This is a genomic window from Seminibacterium arietis (assembly GCF_042675725.1).
Lineage (GTDB): Bacteria > Pseudomonadota > Gammaproteobacteria > Enterobacterales > Pasteurellaceae > Seminibacterium > Seminibacterium arietis.
The window spans coordinates 321700-341181 of record NZ_JBHTJN010000004.1 but is presented as its reverse complement, the minus strand read 5'-3'; the positions used below and the strand labels follow the sequence as shown (position 1 = coordinate 341181).

The following is a 19482-nucleotide window of genomic DNA, read 5'->3' as shown; positions in this document are numbered from 1 at the left end:
TGACTTGAAAAGACTTACGTTGAATGCTTAAACTAACGGGCGATTAGCTCAGTTGGGAGAGCACCTCCCTTACAAGGAGGGGGTCACTGGTTCGAGACCAGTATCGCCCACCACGCTAGTTTAAGTTCCCATTTGATTTTTAAATCAAAGCCGATAATTAAAGTAAATTTTTTACTTTTTTAGTGTCGGGCGATTAGCTCAGTTGGGAGAGCACCTCCCTTACAAGGAGGGGGGCACTGGTTCGAGACCGGTATCGCCCACCAAACCTATGTGAACTCCTCTATTTGATTACTTTTTAAGTAAAAGTGTTATTCGTATAGCAATAAAAGTGAGCATTTTTATGCTGATTAAAAACGTAGCCGACAAAGAATCATGTCTATGTCGATATGCTATTCTAATTACGATAATAGTTAGATTGTAGAGAGTTAGATGATAAATTTAGCAAGTTTTGAACCGCTCTTTGAATAATAGTAAGTGTCGGCACGAACAGCTCGTTCACTATTTATGTCTCACTTTAAGTAGAGGTTACTGCTAAAAGAGCGGTCTTTTTTTTAAAAAATTAATCGTTATTTTTTCTTCGCATATTTTAGTGAATCAATAGCTACAGCTAGAATGATTATGCTACCTTTAATGATATATTGCCAGTAAGGGTTCACACCAATATAAGTTAAACCATAGTTTATTACCGTGAAAATTAATACCCCTGTTACTACGCCAATAATTGTACCTACACCACCAGCAAAAGAAACGCCGCCTACTACGCAAGCAGCAATTGCATCCATTTCATACATAAAACCTAAGTTATTGGTCGCACTGCCGATACGTCCAGCTTCTAACATACCACCAAAGGCATAAAAAACACCCGCTAGAGTGTAGATGATTAATAAATTACTAATAACATTGACACCCGATACTTTAGCAGCTTCAGGATTGCCTCCAATAGCAAATATATTCTTTCCAAAACGAGTTTTATTCCACAATATCCACATAATTATTGTCGCAATAATAGCGTATATAGTGATGTAGGATAGTTTAAATGCCCCTATTCGATAAAATCCTTGTGCAAAATTTGAGAAATTTTCTGTGAAACCTGCTATAGGTGATGAGCCTACAGCATCATAATAAAGAGAATTAATACCATACACGATGATCATCGTACCCATTGTAGCAATGAAAGGAGTTACATTTAAAACAGCTATAACAAATCCATTGAGTAAACCAATGATTGCACCGATAGCACATACTAAAATTACAACCGCAATAATAGGCATTTCTGGTAGATCTGGGAAAACCCTATTCATGTTGTCCATTCCTTGTAACATTGTCGCAGAAACTACAGCAGCTAAGCCCACTTGACGACCAGCAGACAAATCCGTTCCCTGTACTACTAATAATCCAGCGATACCTAGTGCGATGATGAGACGTACTGACGATTGAGTCAAAATGTTACTAAAATTTCTTAAGCTGAGAAAGCTAGGATCTTGTGCAATGATAATTAGCAATAAAATTAATAAAACGAAATAAATTGCATTTTGTTTAAAAAAATCCCAAGTTTTATTTTGATTCATAGTTATAACTTCCTTCTTGTTTAATTTGTTATAAATACTTGGCGGCAAGTTGTAAAATTTCTTCCTGAGTCGTTTTTGCGGTTTCGACAATTCCCGCAACTCGACCATTGCTCATAACTAAAATTCTGTCGGTGATACCAAGTAATTCAGGCATTTCAGAAGAAATCATAATGATTCCTTTATCTTTTTGTGCAAGTTGCATAATTAATTGATAAATTTCATATTTAGCACCAACGTCAATCCCTCTTGTCGGCTCATCAAGCATGAGGATTTCAGGTTGAGTAAGTAACCAGCGACCAATTACTACTTTTTGTTGATTACCGCCTGAAAGAGAGCCTATATTTGTTTTATGTGAAGGAGTTTTCACATTCATGGCATCAATTACCCATTGAGTATCACTCTTCATTTTTTTATTGCTGAGTAAACCAAAGCGGCTGATGTAAGATTTTATATTTGAGATTAATGAGTTAAATTCGATACTAAGGTTGGAATAAATCCCTGTGGATCTACGTTCTTCAGTTACTAAAGCGAACCCGTTATTAATTGCTTCAAGTGCGGTATGATTTTTTAAGTTTTTTCCATTTAAAATAATCCTACCTTCTTTCCTTTCACGTACGCCAAAAATAGTTTCAACTATATCAGTACGCTTTGCTCCTACAAGCCCTGCAATACCAAATATTTCTCCTTTCCTCAGTTCAAAACTAACGTCTTTAATTGAAGGTTGGTTGAGAGCAGTTAGGTTTTGCACTTGTAGTATTATTTCTTTCGGACTGTTTATTTTTTCTGGAAAACGCTGAGTTAATTCACGACCAACCATCATAGCTATAATACTATCCATCGTCGCTCCTTTAACTGGTACAGTGTTAATCCATTTCCCATCGCGTAAAATAGTAATTTCGTCACAAATTCTAAATATCTCATCCATCTTATGAGAAATATAAATAATTCCACAGCCTTTATTTTTTAGCTTCTCGATGATTTTAAAGAGATGATCCACTTCTTTTTCTGATAATGAAGAAGTTGGCTCATCCATAATGACTATTTTAGCATTGTAAGAAAACGCTTTTGCAATTTCTATCATCTGCATTTGTGAAACAGATAAGTTTGCTACTTTTTCTTTTGGATCGATGTCGATTTCTAATTCTTTGAATATGTTCTTAGTATCATTGTACATTTTTGCATGGTCAACGAAGACACCCGCTTTTAAAGGGTAGCGTCCCAGCCATAAGTTTTCCATTACACTGCGTTGCCTAACTAAATTTAATTCTTGGTGAACCATTGAAATGCCATTTTCTAATGCTTCTTTTGATGCTTTGAAATTAACTGTTTTGTTTAAAAACAAAATTTCTCCTTCATCTTTTGCATAAATTCCGAACAAACACTTTAATAATGTTGATTTACCTGCTCCATTTTCTCCCATTAAAGCATGAACAGAATAGGATTTAACTGTCAAATTCGCACGATCTAACGCCTTTACTCCAGGAAAAGATTTACTGACATTTGTCATAGCGAGCAATATTTCACCCTGATGTCCTTCAGTTTGTACCGTCATATCCAACCTCATTTATAAAAGGGAGAGACGGTTCTCTCCCTAAATAGCAATATTATTTTAAGAATTGATTTAAATTATCAGCATCAATACCAACGTAAGGAATGCGTAAGACTCGTTTTTCTAATGACCAATTCGTTCCTTCTGTTGCTGGTTTACCTTTTGCTAAGTTATTCGATAGTTGGACAATCGCTTTTCCTTGTGTTACACCATCATTTAGTACTGTTCCTGCTATTTCACCTTTTTTCACTAACTGCAATACTTCTGGTAGTGCATCAACACCAAAAATAGGGAGCTTTTTACCGTGTGCTTTACTTGCTTCTAATGCGCCCATTGCCATACCATCGTTATTTGCAATGATTACTTCAATTTCATTGGCTTTAGAACTTGATAACCATGCATCCATTTTGTCTTTTGCTAAAGCAGCATCCCACATTCCAGTATCAATGAAAATTTGTTCAGTTTGTATACCTTTTGCATTTAAACCTTCAATAACATATTTTGTGCGAGCTTCTGCATCAGGGTGTCCTGGCTCACCTTTTAATAATACATATTGAATTTTACCGTCTTTGTTTAAATCAAATGCAGGGTTTGCTTTCCAATGTTTTGCAATTAAATCTCCTTGAATCAGTCCTGATTCTTTTGGCTCAGTACCAACGTAGTAAGCATTTTCGTAGCTAGCAATTGCCTTTTCACCAGGATCTTTATTAAAGAAAATAACAGGTATATCTTCCACTTTTGCTTTACTGATAATTGTTGGAGCGGCAGCAGGGTCAACTAAGTTAATTGCTAATGTTTTAACTCCTTTTGAAATAAGCACATCAACTTGATCATTTTGTATAGATTGAGCATTTTGAGAGTCATTCATCAATAGTTCAATATCTGCGACTTTTTTCGCTTCTTTATCGATTTCTTGACGCATTAATGCCATAAAATTGTCATCATATTTGTAAATAGTTACACCAATACGATTAGCAGCTTGTGCTGAAGTTACTACTGTACCTAAACCTACAGCTAATGCGATTATACTTAACCCTTGTTTTTTCATAAAACGCTCCTTTAGTGCATTAATAATTGATGTTACGTAAAAGTAATATCAGATTTGTGAGATTAGAGAATATACTAAAATCTGTTTAAATACTGTGATCATTCTCACATTTATGAAAACGATTACAAAAAATAAAAACATAGAGTGTTAGTGGCGTGTCAGTTAAACAAGACTTTTTGTCGAAAAACGCTTAACTAAAGTTGGATTAAAGTGCATGTGATTAGGTGGACTTACACCATCATCAACTAAACTTAATGCTAAATTTGCGGCATATGTTGCCATTAAATCAATAGGATAGCGTATAGTTGTGAGTTTTGGGATAAGATAGCGAGCAATAGGCATATCATCGAAACCAATAATAGAAAATTGTGTTGGTACATTGATGTTATTTTCATTTAAAACTGAAATTGCTCCAGCCGCCATGCTATCATTGTAAGCAACTACAGCGGTGAGGTTAGAGTTATAACTTAATAAATCAATCATTGCTTTTTCTCCTCCTTCGAAATCAGGTGAGCTATTAGCAATAACATATTGATTTAGATGTATATTATAGTGTTTAAGTGCGGTCAAATAACCATCCATTCTTTCTTTAGCATCAGTAATTTGATGATTTGAACCAATATAGCCAATGTGTTGGTGACCTAAATGAATTAGAGTTTCTGTTGCGTAAAATGTGCCTTTGATGTTGTCTAGACTGACACAGCGATTCTCAAATTTTGGTACAACACGATTAATAATTACCATACCTGGTACTCTAGTTAAATACTGTTGTAATTCAATATCGCTCAGTGCTTTTGCATGAACAACTAAACAACTACAACGTTTACACAACAGCGTATCTATTGCTTTACGTTCTTTTTCTTCGTTGTGATAACCGATGCCAATCAAAATAGTTTTATGGTGTTGTTCCGCAACTTTATCTACAGCTTTCACTAAAATAGCAAAAAAAGGATCTGCTACATCAGTAACAACTACGCCAATAGTATCATTATGTTGCATTGCTAGTGCTTTGGCATTAGCATTTGGATAATAACCCAATTTTTCAACCGCACTTTGCACTGCTAAACGAGCTTTTTCACTAGAAGATCGATGGGAGTTTAATACTCTGGAAACGGTTGCAACAGAAACACCTGCTTGTTTTGCTACATCACGAATAGTAATCATAAGACACCTTTATAAGAGCAAACTTTTGATCCTTATGATAACGGATATTCAGTAAATTTAAAGAGCTAATAATAAAAATAAATACGTATATTACTGTAATAAATTGTTCAAGTGATTTTTATAGTAGCTAAAATTTTTATTTTTTAATCAATTTTGTGATCTAGTTAATAGTTTATTTTTTTAAATCTGCTATCTTATAGCGATATTATTTTGTAATCGCTTTCATTTTAGGGTTTGATCATGGTTGATTTATTTATTCCAACAGAACATCCACATCGCCGTTACAATCCGCTTACTGAGCAGTGGGTATTGGTTTCACCTCATAGAGCAAAACGTCCTTGGCAAGGGCAACAAGAAAAGCCAGCTAAGCAACATAATATAGTTTATGATCCAGATTGTTATCTTTGTCCAAATAATGTCCGTATTACGGGGGAAAAAAATCCTAACTATCATAAACCTTTTGTGTTTAGTAATGACTTTTCCGCATTAATGGAAAATACACCTTCTCCGCCTCAATCCTGTGATCCTTTATTTAAAATGTCGCAGGCAAGAGGAGAAAGCCGGGTCATTTGCTTTTCACCAGATCACAGTAAAACACTTCCTTTACTTAGTATTGAAGAAATAATAGATATTATTCATGTGTGGCAAGCACAATTAGCAGAATTGAGTCAAAAATACCTTTGGGTGCAAATTTTTGAAAATAAAGGTGCAGCAATGGGCTGTTCTAATCCTCATCCTCATGGTCAAATTTGGGCAAATAGTTTTTTACCTAATGAAGTTGCTAAAGCTGATCAGTCCCAGAGAAATTATTTCCAGAAGCATGGTTCAGTTTTGTTACTTGATTATGTACAGAGGGAACTTGAGCTAAAAGAACGTGTTGTTGTAGAAACTCAGCATTGGCTTGCAGTTGTACCTTATTGGGCAGCGTGGCCATTTGAGACACTTTTGTTACCGAAATTCCACGTTAAATGTATGATGCAACTCACAGAACCACAAGTCGCTGATTTTGCCTTAATATTAAAAAAACTCACAACAAAGTACGATAATTTATTTAATACTTCCTTCCCTTATTCTATGGGATTTCATTTTGCTCCTTTCAATGGTGAGGATAATTTACATTGGCAGTTGCATGGACATTTCTATCCACCATTATTGCGTTCAGCTACTGTGCGAAAATTTATGGTTGGTTATGAGATGTTGGGGGAAACTCAGCGAGATTTGACTGCTGAACAGGCTGCTGCTCGGTTAAGAGATTTAAGCGATATTCATTATCATTTATGACGAAATTCTGGAGAATATTATGAATCCTCAACAATTGGCGAAAAAATTATTTATTGAAAAATTCCACCGCACTTCAACACTGACAACTTATGCACCTGGAAGAGTCAATATTATTGGTGAACACACAGATTATAATGAAGGTTTTGTTATGCCTTGTGCTATTAACTATGGTACTGCAGTTAGTGGTGCGAAGCGAGAAGATAAAATATTTCATGTCTATGCAGCACAATTGGGGCAGTATGATAAATTTCGTTTAGATCAACCTATTGAACCTAATACTCAATATAAATGGACAGGTTATGTGCGAGGTGTCATTAAATTTATCCAAGAACGATGCCCAAATTTTACACAAGGTGCAGATTTAGTCATTACAGGAAATGTGCCTCTTTCTGCAGGACTTAGTTCTTCAGCATCTTTAGAAGTTGCAATAGGTAAATTTTGTCAACAATTAGCTGATTTGCCACTTACTGACACTGATATTGCTCTAATTGGGCAGAAAGCAGAAAATCAATTTGTTGGTTGTCAATGTGGCAATATGGATCAGCTGATTTCTGCTTTAGGTCAGCAAGATCATCTGCTTATAATTGACTGTCGTACGCTGGAAACGTTTCCGACGCCAATTCCATCAAATGTTGCAGTTATTATTGTGAATTCCCACATTAAGCATGATTTAGTGTCAGGAGAATATAACAATCTTCGTCGTCAATGTGAAAGTGCAGCAAAATTTTTTGGAGTTAAATCGCTACGAGATGTATCTATTGCAAAATTTACTGAAAAACTATCAGAATTGACCGCACTTAATGCTGAAATAGCAAAAAGAGCGAAACATGTTATCACAGAAAACCAGCGGGTACTTGATGCGATGGAAGCTTTACAACAAGGTGATTTGCGACGTTTAGGTAAATTGATGTCACAGTCTCATCAATCAATGAAAGAAGATTTTGAGAACACAGTACCAGAGATTGATTATTTAGTTGAATTGGCACAAAAAGCTATTGGTGAGGAAGGTGGAGCAAGAATGACGGGAGGTGGATTTGGCGGTTGCATTGTCGCAATTTCGCCAATTAATAAAGTGGAACAAGTACGAAAAATGATAGCGGATAATTATGAAAGACGAACAGGTTTGAAAGAGGATTTTTATGTTTGTACTGCTTCTCAAGGAGTAAATGTATGCTAAGAATTCATTCACAAGGCATAGCACCTGATGGAAAGCCATTTCGATGTTTTGATATAACAAATAATAGAGGAATGACTATCAGTATTATGGATTGGGGAGCTACTTGGGTATCTTGTAGAGTACCTGTTGAACAACAATTGAGAGAAGTGCTACTAGGTTGCCGAATAGAAGACTATCCGAAACAAACGGTCTATTTAGGTGCAACAATAGGACGCTATGCCAATCGTATTGCGAACGCTCGTTTTCGTTTGCAAGGTAAAACAGTTTGCTTGGTAGCAAATCAAGGTAAACATCAATTACATGGCGGCAAAGGATTTGATAAACGTCGTTGGAATGTAGAAAAGTGCGGTGATAATTTTGTCACTTTTAGTTTATTTTCAGCAGATGGTGATCAAGGATTTATAGGAAATTTGCAAGTTCAAGCCACTTATCAACTGACAGAAGATAATGCTGTATTGATTAGATTCAATGGTATAACTGATCAGAACGGCCCATTAAATTTAACTAATCATGCTTATTTTAATTTAGATAATGCAGAAATTGGTACAGATGTTCGTCAGCATTATTTACAAATTAAGGCTGATTATTTTTTACCAGTTGATCAACACGGAATACCTAATAACATATTAAGCTCAGTTAAAAATACTAGCTTTGATTTTGAGTCAACTAAACAAATAGCAAGAGATTTTATGCAAGGTGAGCAATGCTCGACAAAAGGTTATGATCATGCGTTTCTACTTCATAAGAATAGTAGTAATCAGCCTTGTGCAACACTTTATTCAGCAGATAAAAAACTGACCATGAAAGTTTCAACTTCTCAACCTGCGTTACAAGTTTATACGGGTAATTATTTAGCAGGAACGCCAAATAGGTGGGGAAGTACTTATAATAATTATGCAGGGATTGCTCTGGAAACTGAAAGCCTTCCTGATACTCCGAACCATTTAGAGTGGCATAAATTTGGTGGAATGGCTAAAGCAGATAGTGTTTATTCACAATGGACAGAATACCGTTTTGAGTGATCACGCTTATTACATTGTTAAAATCTCTGTTTAAATTCGTAAATAGGGATTCTATGTTTTAATTTTGCGATCCTAGATAAAATATGGTAATTTGCTTTGAGTCAATTCGACGGTAACTATTAGAACGAACTATGAATAATCACCAGACACAGAACCAATCAATACCCTCATCTAAAAAAAATTTTTTTCAATCTTTGTTGGGCCTATTTTTCCAAAACGATCTTAAAAATCGAGAGGAATTAGTGGAAGTTATTCGTGATTCAGAACAGAACTCCCTGATTGATACAGATACTCGAGAAATGATTGAAGGGGTGATGGAAATTGCTGAGTTGAGAGTACGTGACATCATGATACCGCGTTCCCAAATTACTTTTATTGAAACGGAACAAGATCTAGATTCTTGTTTGCAAACTATTATTGATACAGCCCATTCTCGTTTCCCTGTTATTACAGATGGGCGTGATAATGTTGCGGGAATTTTACATGCTAAAGATTTATTGAAATTTTTACGTCCTCAACAACAAGAATTCAACCTGCTTTCATTGCTGCGTCCAGCAGTTATTGTACCTGAAAGTAAGCGAGTGGATCGCATGCTAAAAGACTTTCGTTCAGAGCGTTTTCATATGGCAATTGTAGTTGATGAATTCGGAGCAGTGTCAGGTTTAATTACTATTGAAGATATATTAGAACAAATTGTTGGTGATATAGAAGATGAATTTGATGAAGAAGATATTGCTGACATTAGACAGATTTCTCGTCACACTTATTATGTGCGAGCTTTGACTGATATAGAAGATTTTAATCATCAATTTAATACTCATTTTGCTGATGAGGAAGTTGATACTATTGGTGGTGTGATCATGCAAGCTTTTGGTTATTTACCAAAAAGAGGGGAAGAAATCACACTGGAAAATCTTATATTTAAAGTTACATCAGCAGATAGCAGGCGGATTATTCAACTGCGAGTTACTGTGACTGAAAAAATAGAAACTGTAGTGGAATAATATTTGTGAAAAATTACTTGTTTTATTTAATTGCTATATTTAGTGGGGGAGTTGGTGTTTTCGCTTTTTCGCCTTTTGATTTTTGGCAAGTAAGTTATTTTTCTTTGCTTTCTTTAATTTGGGTTATTAAAACGGCACCGAAAAAAATAGCCCTTTATAGTGCCTTTTTATGGGGAATAGCCTTTTTTGGTTTTGGAATAAATTGGGTTCATATTAGTATCTACCAGTTTGGTGGAGCTTCATTAATAGTTAGCTACATATTAGTTATACTATTAGCTTCTTATTTAGCTTTATACCCTTTATTATTTGCTTATCTTATAAGACGATTTAACGTTACTAGCCCAGTCATTTTTTCTATTATTTGGACATTTTGTGAATACTTACGAGGAACACTATTTACAGGGTTTCCGTGGCTACAATTTGGTTATACTCAGATCGATAGTCCTTTTTTAGGTTTAGCACCATTGTTTGGAGTAGAAAGTTTAACTTTCTTCGTTGTCTGGGTAAGTGCGGTGCTTTTTAGTGTTATTTCTAGATTTACTTGTAAACCAAAAATGTTATCTTCAGTTTTTGTTCAATTATGTTCTCTTTGTCTTATTAGTGGATTAGCTACATTTTCCTCTACAATAAATTATACAGAGGAAGTTGAAAATAAAGCGATTAATATCACTTTAATACAAGGAAATATTGCTCAAAATTTAAAATGGGATCCTAAATATTTATTTGATACTCTTAATACTTATCAAAAATTAATTTATCGCCATTTAGGAAAAACTGATCTGATTATTTTACCCGAATCTGCATTGCCTATTTGGGAAAATAATATTCAGCCATTTTTCACCGCACTTCAGCACACTGCCCAGCAAAATAACACTGAGATTATCATGGGGACGATATACTATGATGAAAATCAAAGTAAACAATTTAACTCAATTATTAATGTTGGAAATTTAGATTTGCCTTATGAAATGAATACATCAAATCGATATAACAAGTATCATCTTGTTCCTTTTGGTGAATATGTTCCTTTGGAATCCTTGCTACGACCTCTCGGAAATGTATTTAATTTACCTATGTCAGCATTTCACAGTGGAGAAACTGTTCAACCGCCTTTATTAGCTAAAAAACGGTATTTTACTCCAGCAATTTGTTATGAAATTATTTTTGGTTCACAATTACAACAGAATATTCGTTCAGACAGTGATTTTATATTAACTATTTCTAATGATGCTTGGTTTGGGAATAGTATTGGTCCATGGCAACATTTACAAATAGCACGCATGCGAGCATTAGAATTAGGCAAACCTGTGATTCGAGCAACTAACACAGGGATCAGCGTTTTTATTAATGCTAAAGGAAAAATTATCGCTCAGGCTCCACAGTTTAGGGAAACTACTTTAACTCAGAAAATCGCACCAACAACAGGACGCACACCTTATTCTATCGTAGGAAATATCCCGCTTTATTTATTGAGCCTATTACTAATTTTATTGCATATTAGTATGGCATTGTTGAAACGTAAGTTGCGGTTGACTACAGCGTAAAGCAAAATTAATCCCTAAGTCATTTGGGGATTAAATTTGCTTTCATTTTCTGTAGGAAGGTTGTTTTTAACCCAACTGTCGAATCCACCAATTAAACTATATACTCGCTCATAACCTTGTTCGATTAAAAACGCCGCAGTATTAAGGCTACTGACACCGTGATAGCAAACGACAATGACAGGACGATCATAATCACATTGTTGTTGAAAGGTGTTGTAACTTTGGTTCGTTAAATGAAAAGCATTTTTAGGGTGAGAAAGATTAAATTGAGTTGAGTCTCGAATATCTACTAAAATAGCATTTTTTTCAATTTGCATTTTCCATGCTTGCCGTGCAGTTATTTCACTAAATGAGGTCATTTTTCAATCCAAAATTATAAATGATGAGTATATTATCAATTTAACTTATTTTGTTAAAGAAATTTAACAAAATTTACAGTAAAATAACTTAACGATTAACTTAAATATAAAAAACATGTTTCTATCAAAAGAAAAATTGATCGCTTATGTGCAATTAATGCGTTTTGATAAGCCGATTGGCACGCTATTATTACTTTGGCCAACTCTTTGGGCATTGGTATTAGTAAAAAAAACTATGCCTGATTTTTTCACTTTACTGATATTTATTTTAGGTGTTATTTTAATGCGTGCAGCTGGCTGCGTGATAAATGATTATGCTGACCGAAATATTGATGGTAATGTGAAACGTACATCATTACGGCCATTAGCCACGGGAAAGGTGAGTCCAAAAGAAGCAAAAGTGCTATTCATAGTATTGATCTTTTGTGCTTTTATTTTAGTGTTATTCTTAAATTATTATGCTGTTTTACTTTCTTTTATCGCTGTATTACTGGCTTTTATTTATCCATTTATGAAACGTTATACTCATTTACCACAATTTTTCCTTGGCATCGCGTTTGGGTGGTCAATCCCAATGGTTTATGGAGCATTAATTGAACAGCTTCCTCTTGAGTGCTGGCTACTTTTTATTGCAAATTTGTCTTGGACAGTTGCCTACGATACACAATATGCAATGGTAGATCGTGATGATGATTTGCGTATAGGCGTAAAATCTACAGCTATTTTATTTGCTCAATATGACAATAAGATCGTCGCATTATTGCAATTTATCGCACTAATTGTTTTGATGATTATTGGTTATTTATCTGAATTAAATGACAGTTATTTTATTTTGCTCTTTATTGCTTCATTTTTCTTTATTTACCAATCTAAGTTAACGAAAACTCGTTTTAGAGAGAATTGTTTCAAAGCATTTTTAAATAATAACTACTTTGGAATGACTGTTTTTATTGCGTTTTTGGCTGGCATTTTTATTTGAGTTTAGCTTGATGATAAATTATCTGTACAATAAAATTTGCCTTATTTAACTTGAAAAACCAGTTTCAGTCCTCATATTTGACTACAGTCATTAGATAAAAAAGGAAAATATATGACAACAATAGTTAGCGTTCGTCGTAATGGAAAAGTTGTAGTAGGTGGAGATGGTCAGGTATCTCTTGGTAATACCATAATGAAAGGGAATGCACGCAAAGTTCGCCGTTTGTATAACGGTAAAGTGTTAGCAGGCTTTGCAGGTGGTACAGCTGATGCTTTTACATTATTTGAGTTATTTGAAAGAAAATTAGAAATGCATCAAGGACATTTGCTAAAAAGTGCGGTTGAATTAGCAAAAGATTGGAGAACCGACCGAGTTTTACGCAAGTTAGAAGCCATGTTGATTGTTGTTGATGAAAAAGAAAGTTTAATTATTACTGGAATTGGTGATGTTGTACAACCAGAAGAAGATCAAATTTTAGCGATTGGTTCAGGTGGTAATTACGCATTATCTGCGGCTCGTGCATTAGTTGAAAATACAGAACTTTCTGCACGAGAAATTGTAGAAAAATCTTTGAAAATTGCTGGAGATATTTGTGTATTTACTAACTTAAATCACACTATCGAAGAATTACCTTAATCAAAATTTGAAGGAATTAATTATGTCTGAAATGACACCACGTGAAATTGTATCTGAATTAGATCGTCATATTATTGGACAGTCAGAAGCGAAAAGAGCGGTTGCTATTGCTTTACGTAATCGCTGGAGAAGAATGCAGCTACAGGATCCTTTACGTCATGAAGTGACTCCTAAAAATATTTTAATGATTGGACCGACAGGCGTAGGAAAAACAGAAATTGCTCGTCGTTTGGCGAAGCTGGCCAATGCTCCTTTTATCAAAGTAGAAGCAACAAAATTTACTGAAGTGGGGTATGTTGGTAAAGAGGTGGATTCTATAATTCGTGATTTAACTGACAGTGCAATGAAGTTAGTACGTCAAACGGAAATAGAGAAAAACCGCTATAAAGCCGAGGAAATGGCTGAGGAGCGTATTTTAGATGCTTTACTCCCACCACCTAAAAATCAATGGGGAGAAACAGAAAGTTGTGATAATAACAATACTCGACAACTGTTTCGTAAGAAATTGCGAGAAGGGCAGTTGAACGATAAAGAAATCGAAATAGATGTTATTGCGCCAACTATGGGAGTTGAAATTATGGCACCTCCTGGCATGGAAGAAATGACTAACCAATTGCAATCTATATTTCAAAATTTATCGTCTGGAAAAACTAAAAAACGCAAGATGAAAATTAAAGATGCCTTAAAAACTTTGATTGACGATGAGGCAGCTAAATTGATTAATTTAGAAGAATTAAAAGATAAAGCGATTGAAGCTGTTGAGCAAAATGGAATCGTATTTATTGATGAAATTGATAAAATTTGCAAAAAAGGGGAATATAGTGGAGCTGATGTTTCTCGTGAAGGAGTACAGCGTGATCTACTTCCTTTAGTAGAAGGTTCAACAGTGAATACTAAACACGGAATGGTAAAAACCGATCATATTTTATTTATTGCATCTGGAGCATTTCAAATAGCTCGCCCTTCAGATTTAATTCCTGAATTGCAAGGTCGTTTACCGATTCGAGTTGAGCTTTCTGCATTAACGACAACCGATTTTGAGTGTATTTTAACGGAACCTAATGCTTCCTTAACAGAGCAATATCAAGCACTGATGGCAACAGAAGGGGTTAATATTGAGTTTACGGAAAGTGCGGTCAAAAAAATTGCTGAAGCAGCATTTCGTGTTAATGAAAAGACAGAAAATATAGGTGCTAGACGTTTGCATACAGTCATGGAGCGTTTAATGGATAAAATTTCTTTTAACGCTAGTGATATGAGTGGTCAAAAAATTATTATTGATGGAGAGTATGTGACTGAAGCTTTAGGTGATATTGTCGAAAATGAAGATTTGAGTCGTTTCATTTTATAACTTCATTAGTTTAAATTAATTTAATAATCTATTAAAAATCGAGTTTAGCAATAAACTCGATTTTTTTGTTTTTTTAGTTGTAAAAACAATAATTACATCGCAATAATTGTAAATTATAGTTTACAATCCGTAATATATTTGGTACATTTGCTTTCCGATAAGCAAGGATTATTGATTAAATCGAAAGCGTAATTGTTCCTTAGGGGATTGTTTAGGGCAGGTCTCTGCTTATTGTGATCGCATTTTTATTTCTTTAAAAGAAAAAGGATATACTATGAATAAAACATTAGGAACTACTTTTCTTGTTTCAGGAACCATGATTGGTGCAGGTATGCTGGCAATGCCATTAACCTCAGCTGGAATTGGCTTTACTTTTACTGTAGTTTTGTTATTTGTGCTTTGGTTCTTGTTGACATACAGTGCATTGCTATTTGTCGAGGCTTATCAAACTGTAGAAAGTGATGCTGGGATTGGATCTCTAAGTGCGGTTTATTTTGGTGGTTTTGGTCGATTTATTTCTACAGCAGCGTTAATGATCTTTTTATATGCCTTGTTAGCCGCATATGTAACAGGAGGCGGTAATCTATTATCTGTTATGGTGCCAACAATTCAATCTGCTGAAATAACTTCTCAAATTAGTATCATTATTTTCACTGTAGTTTTTGGTGCTTTTATTATACTTGGCACACAGACAGTTGATGGATTAAATCGTATTTTACTTTTTACTATGTTAGTCGCATTAGGTGCAGTGTTATTTTTGTTAGTTCCCGAAGTAAAAATGGATAACTTAATGGCTATGCCAATTGATAAAGCGCTCTTAATTTCTGCTAGCCCTGTTTTCTTTACTTCTTTTGGCTTTCACGGTTCAATACCAAGTTTGAATAGATATCTTGGTGGTAATATTAAGGCATTACGTATCTCGATTTTAATTGGTTCGTTTATCACACTCTGTGTTTATATCTTATGGCAATTAGGTACGCATGGTGTATTAACTCAATCTGTTTTTTTACAAATTTTACAAGATGAACCAACTTTGAATGGACTTGTGGCAGCTACTAAACAAGTAACAGGAAGTGATGTCATTTCAGGTACAGTCAAATTGTTTTCCGCTTTAGCTTTGATTACTTCATTTTTAGGCGTTGCTTTAGGATTATTTGAGTGTATTGATGATCTATTGAGCCGAGTTTTTAAATTGAAAGCAGGACGTATTACACTTGGATTGTTAACATTTATTCCGCCGTTATTATTTGCTTTGTTTTATCCAAAAGGTTTTATTTTAGCTTTAGGGTATGCAGGACAGATGTTTGCTTTCTATGCAGTAGTGTTACCTGCGGCGTTAGTATGGAGAGTGAGAAAATTGCATCCTAATTTACCTTATCGAGTGTTAGGTGGTTCAGCATTGCTAATAATTTCTGCACTCTTAGGTATATTGATTACTATGATCCCATTTGTCATGAAAGCGGGCTATTTGCCATCAGTTGTGGGATAAAAACATTTATTTTATAGAAAATCGGTACTCAAGATAGTGCCGATTTTTTTTATTTTTATCAACTCGTTAAACTATAAAAATATTGAAAACAGTTTCATTAACTTAATTTTAGAATAAAAATAATTATCATTTATTGACATAGAGTGTTGTTTTTATATACTGTCAACCATCTTTTATTCTATTGGTAAAAGATGGTTAGTTTGTCTATAACATGAAAATTTTTTATTTTTTACATTAGAGGAATGTATGTTTAACCAATTTAAACTTAGTATAGCTACATTAGCTATATTTAGTGCAACTGCGTATGCGGAACAGCTTGAACAAATTAATGTTGAAGCATCTATTCCACCTAAGGAACAAGTATTTAAAAAAGCGAGTGCGGTTAGTACTCGTGAGAATATTTCAGCTTCAACTCAGTCTATTGATGATATTATCAGAACAGTGCCAGGTGCATTTACAAATTTAGATAAAAGTTCTGGCACAGTGTCTGTTAATGTACGTGGTTTAACGGGCTTCGGACGTGTTAATACAATGGTTGACGGAGTGTCTCAAACATTTTTTGCTACTTCTGGCGATAATAGTGAAAAGGCAGGTGGTACATCTCAATTTGGAGCAACAATTGATCCTTCTTTTATTACAGGTGTTGATATTCAACGAGGTGGTATAGGAGGAAGAGCAGGTGTTAATGCATTAGTTGGCTCAGCGAATTTTAGAACAATTGGGGTTGATGATGTTCTAATAGAAGGTAAAAATGTAGGTGCATTATTGAATGTAGGTGGAGGAACAAATGCAACAGGTCCTAATTATCTAGGTGCATTAGCATATCGCTATCCTTTATCTGATACCGCTTCACTCGGTTTTATGTATGCTTATAGCTGGCGTAAAATTTCTCAGGATTTTAAAGTCGGGGGGGGGCTAAACATAAAAGATGTTGATGACGAAGAAGTCGAAAGATTGGTTGATAAAGCCTGTAGTGGTGAAATATTTTGTAATAGAGAAGAAGCTCGCAAAAAATATGGATTAGAACCTTATGAACCAAGCAAGTTGTTGAATTATCCTGAAAGCCATTTAGTAAAACTTGAGTATAATGATGAACACAATAAAGCAGTGCTTTCATACCGAACTTTAGCAACCGCACTTTCAGGCAGAAAGTTAGGTAATAAAAACTACCAACTAAATTATCAGTTGAAACCAAAGGAAAATTTACAATTAGAATTAATCTTAGCTGACAATACTTCCACACAAACTTATCAAAAAGGGACGTTATTTAATCATAAAGAATTAGAGAATGTGCTAGAAACTAAAAACCGTTCAAAAACGATGGATCTAAATGTACATTTTTCTGTTCCATTGACAGAAAAATTCTCTTATGAAGCAACATTAGGCGGAAACTTTCTTGAGAATAAATACAGCAAAAATCGACACCCAAGAGAGTTAGCTTATTATTTCGAAGGTGGTGAACCTAACTCTAGTGATGGATGTGATAAAGTTGGTGACTATAAAAATGCGTGTAAGTATCACGGTATAAGATCTAATACATTTCAACCTGATGGTCAACAACGCTTTAAAACATTTTATTTTGATCAAACCTTTAAATACGATATTTATAGTTTAAAATTAAATGTTAATCGTCAAATGTATAAGTATAGTGGCACAACTTTCCCTCGTGATCCTAGAGATAAATTTTCTGGTGAATATCATGAAACAGAGTTAGAAACAAAAGATGGTTTAAAAGTTTGGGTAAACGCTAATTCAGAAGAAATAGTTAATAAGTATGGTGTTGAAGAAGCAATAAAACAAGGATGTAACATTTACCGTAATGAAAGTAAGGGTTATGTAGATATTTATAATTGCCCTACAGACTATTCAGTCAAAAAAGGGAGTTCAAGATCTCATGATAATTACTCTTTATCTTTCTCAGCAGATTTTCATCCGCTCTTTTCACCATTTGTCAGCTACGCAAAAACACACAGGGTTCCAAATATCAAAGAAATGTATTTTTCTGAGTTCGGTACTTTAGCAGTGAATACAGACTTAAAATCAGAAAAAGCAAAAACTATTCAATTTGGTATTAATGGCTATAAAGATAGAATTTTCTCAGAGTATGATGTGCTAGGATTTAAAATATTGGCTTACCAAACAAAAATTAAAGACTACATTTTAAATGTAAAACAAGAGTGTAGTACTAATAGTTATCGAGGTGGCGATAATCCTCCGACTGCTTATGATTGTATTGAGCATATTAGTCATATTAACTATAATGGCGGTAAAACAATTCTTAAATCAGGAAAAAAATATACGGGTGATTTCTGGGTTGACGAGCATCAGCTTATTCCTGTTGATTCATCTCCAGTTGTCAAGATTCAAGGACTAGAACTGGAGTTAAATTATGATATTGGTTGGTTCTATGCAAATTTATCTTATGCAAGACAAAAAACTAATCAACCAAGTTCGTTTTCTGACTCTAGTTATAGAGTTAATACTGAAAGCGAGAATGGAAAATATTTACAAGGTTTTGGTTTAAGTAAAATATCAGTTCTACCGAGAGATTATGGCTCCCTTGATATTGGTACTCGCTTATTTGATGGTAAATTAACGCTAGGCAGTATTGCAAAATACTATGGTAAAAGCAAAAGATCTAGACTTGATAAAGTAGATGGCGATGTTATTTTACCAGGGACTTTTGAATCTAGAGATGGTAAAGTATATCTCACTTACGTGCGTATAAGCGGTACGGAAGAAGTCAAAGCTCAACCAATGATTTTTGATGTTTATGCTATTTATCAACCAACAGAGAACTTGACAATCAAAGGTGAGATTCAAAATTTATTTGATAAAAAATATATTAACCCATTAGAAGCGAATAATGATTCTTCAAGTCAAATGACTTATGCTATGGGAGTGGGTGATGGATATAACAAAACCTTAAACAATTACGCAAAAGGTCGTACTTTTATCTTGAATGTAAATTATAAGTTTTAAGAATTAGTTATTAAGAAAGACATATTTTAAACCTAGAGTAGAATATGTCTTTTATTTTGTTTCTAGTCACAAATAGATAAATTAAAACTGAGTTCTTATGACGATTAGAATTCATTTAGATATTTTTATAGATGCTAGGAAAATTGGCGGAACGGACGGGACTCGAACCCGCGACCCCCTGCGTGACAGGCAGGTATTCTAACCAGCTGAACTACCGCTCCGTATTAGAATATAAAAATTGGCGGAATGGACGGGACTCGAACCCGCGACCCCCTGCGTGACAGGCAGGTATTCTAACCAGCTGAACTACCACTCCGTAAGACCGAAAC

At 34.5% G+C, this 19482-nt stretch carries 15 protein-coding genes and 4 tRNA genes; 12 read left to right on the top strand and 7 right to left on the bottom strand.

Annotated elements, in window-relative coordinates; genetic code table 11:
* Positions 1 to 37 precede the first annotated feature (37 nt).
* Both ACFQ02_RS02535 and ACFQ02_RS02530 read left to right on the top strand, forming a co-directional pair.
* Positions 38 to 113, top strand: a tRNA-Val gene (locus ACFQ02_RS02535).
* Positions 114 to 187: 74 nt separating this feature from the next.
* Positions 188 to 263, top strand: a tRNA-Val gene (locus ACFQ02_RS02530).
* 303 nt (positions 264 to 566) lie between these two features.
* Here the strand turns inward: ACFQ02_RS02530 and mglC are convergent.
* From mglC to ACFQ02_RS02510, 4 genes are all read right to left on the bottom strand, one after another.
* A complete protein-coding gene (gene mglC, locus ACFQ02_RS02525) occupies positions 567 to 1568 on the bottom strand; it encodes a galactose/methyl galactoside ABC transporter permease MglC (protein ID WP_380818851.1) in 1002 nt (333 codons plus the stop codon).
* 28 nt (positions 1569 to 1596) lie between these two features.
* Positions 1597 to 3120, bottom strand: coding sequence for a galactose/methyl galactoside ABC transporter ATP-binding protein MglA (gene mglA / locus ACFQ02_RS02520; RefSeq protein ID WP_380818849.1), 1524 nt, complete (start codon positions 3118 to 3120; stop codon positions 1597 to 1599).
* 52 nt (positions 3121 to 3172) lie between these two features.
* Positions 3173 to 4165 carry a galactose/glucose ABC transporter substrate-binding protein MglB gene (gene mglB, locus ACFQ02_RS02515; RefSeq protein ID WP_380818846.1) on the bottom strand — a complete coding sequence of 331 codons (993 nt, stop codon included), beginning with the start codon at positions 4163 to 4165 and terminating at the stop codon, positions 3173 to 3175.
* Positions 4166 to 4327: 162 nt separating this feature from the next.
* Complete coding sequence (locus ACFQ02_RS02510) at positions 4328 to 5329, bottom strand: substrate-binding domain-containing protein (protein ID WP_380818844.1); 1002 nt, start codon at positions 5327 to 5329, stop codon at positions 4328 to 4330.
* A 240-nt stretch (positions 5330 to 5569) separates the two neighbouring features.
* On the opposite strand from ACFQ02_RS02510, the gene galT reads away from it, so the two are divergent.
* The 5 genes from galT (at position 5570) to lnt (ending at position 11357) form a co-directional block, all read left to right on the top strand.
* The gene (gene galT / locus ACFQ02_RS02505) at positions 5570 to 6610 is read left to right on the top strand and encodes a galactose-1-phosphate uridylyltransferase (protein ID WP_380818841.1); all 1041 of its coding nucleotides are present in this window, start codon (positions 5570 to 5572) and stop codon (positions 6608 to 6610) included.
* A 19-nt stretch (positions 6611 to 6629) separates the two neighbouring features.
* Complete coding sequence (gene galK / locus ACFQ02_RS02500) at positions 6630 to 7787, top strand: galactokinase (protein ID WP_380818838.1); 1158 nt, start codon at positions 6630 to 6632, stop codon at positions 7785 to 7787.
* Positions 7781 to 8809 (top strand): galactose-1-epimerase, encoded by a 1029-nt coding sequence (galM, locus tag ACFQ02_RS02495; RefSeq protein WP_380818836.1) that lies wholly within the window; start codon positions 7781 to 7783, stop codon positions 8807 to 8809. The genes galK and galM overlap by 7 nt, the downstream gene beginning before the upstream one ends.
* Before the next feature lie 131 nt (positions 8810 to 8940).
* A complete protein-coding gene (gene corC / locus ACFQ02_RS02490) occupies positions 8941 to 9813 on the top strand; it encodes a CNNM family magnesium/cobalt transport protein CorC (RefSeq protein ID WP_380818833.1) in 873 nt (290 codons plus the stop codon).
* A gap of 5 nt (positions 9814 to 9818) precedes the next feature.
* Positions 9819 to 11357, top strand: coding sequence for an apolipoprotein N-acyltransferase (gene lnt / locus ACFQ02_RS02485; protein ID WP_380818831.1), 1539 nt, complete (start codon positions 9819 to 9821; stop codon positions 11355 to 11357).
* Between the two features lie 14 nt (positions 11358 to 11371).
* Here the strand turns inward: lnt and glpE are convergent, their stop codons facing one another.
* Positions 11372 to 11716: a thiosulfate sulfurtransferase GlpE gene (gene glpE / locus ACFQ02_RS02480; protein WP_380818828.1), complete on the bottom strand. Its 345-nt coding sequence runs from the start codon at positions 11714 to 11716 to the stop codon at positions 11372 to 11374.
* 115 nt (positions 11717 to 11831) lie between these two features.
* Between glpE and ubiA the strand changes: the two genes are divergently transcribed.
* The 5 genes from ubiA (at position 11832) to ACFQ02_RS02455 (ending at position 19153) form a co-directional block, all read left to right on the top strand.
* Complete coding sequence (gene ubiA, locus ACFQ02_RS02475; protein ID WP_380818826.1) at positions 11832 to 12695, top strand: 4-hydroxybenzoate octaprenyltransferase; 864 nt, start codon at positions 11832 to 11834, stop codon at positions 12693 to 12695.
* Positions 12696 to 12806: 111 nt separating this feature from the next.
* The gene (gene hslV / locus ACFQ02_RS02470) at positions 12807 to 13331 is read left to right on the top strand and encodes an ATP-dependent protease subunit HslV (RefSeq protein ID WP_380818823.1); all 525 of its coding nucleotides are present in this window, start codon (positions 12807 to 12809) and stop codon (positions 13329 to 13331) included.
* Positions 13332 to 13353: 22 nt separating this feature from the next.
* A complete protein-coding gene (gene hslU, locus ACFQ02_RS02465) occupies positions 13354 to 14682 on the top strand; it encodes an HslU--HslV peptidase ATPase subunit (protein WP_380818820.1) in 1329 nt (442 codons plus the stop codon).
* A gap of 274 nt (positions 14683 to 14956) precedes the next feature.
* Positions 14957 to 16171, top strand: a complete 1215-nt coding sequence (locus ACFQ02_RS02460) for an aromatic amino acid transporter (protein ID WP_380818817.1) — start codon at positions 14957 to 14959, stop codon at positions 16169 to 16171.
* Between the two features lie 246 nt (positions 16172 to 16417).
* The gene (locus ACFQ02_RS02455; RefSeq protein ID WP_380818814.1) at positions 16418 to 19153 is read left to right on the top strand and encodes a TonB-dependent receptor domain-containing protein; all 2736 of its coding nucleotides are present in this window, start codon (positions 16418 to 16420) and stop codon (positions 19151 to 19153) included.
* Between the two features lie 144 nt (positions 19154 to 19297).
* Here the strand turns inward: ACFQ02_RS02455 and ACFQ02_RS02450 are convergent.
* Positions 19298 to 19374, bottom strand: a tRNA-Asp gene (locus ACFQ02_RS02450).
* Positions 19375 to 19392: 18 nt separating this feature from the next.
* Positions 19393 to 19469, bottom strand: a tRNA-Asp gene (locus ACFQ02_RS02445).
* Positions 19470 to 19482 lie beyond the last annotated feature (13 nt).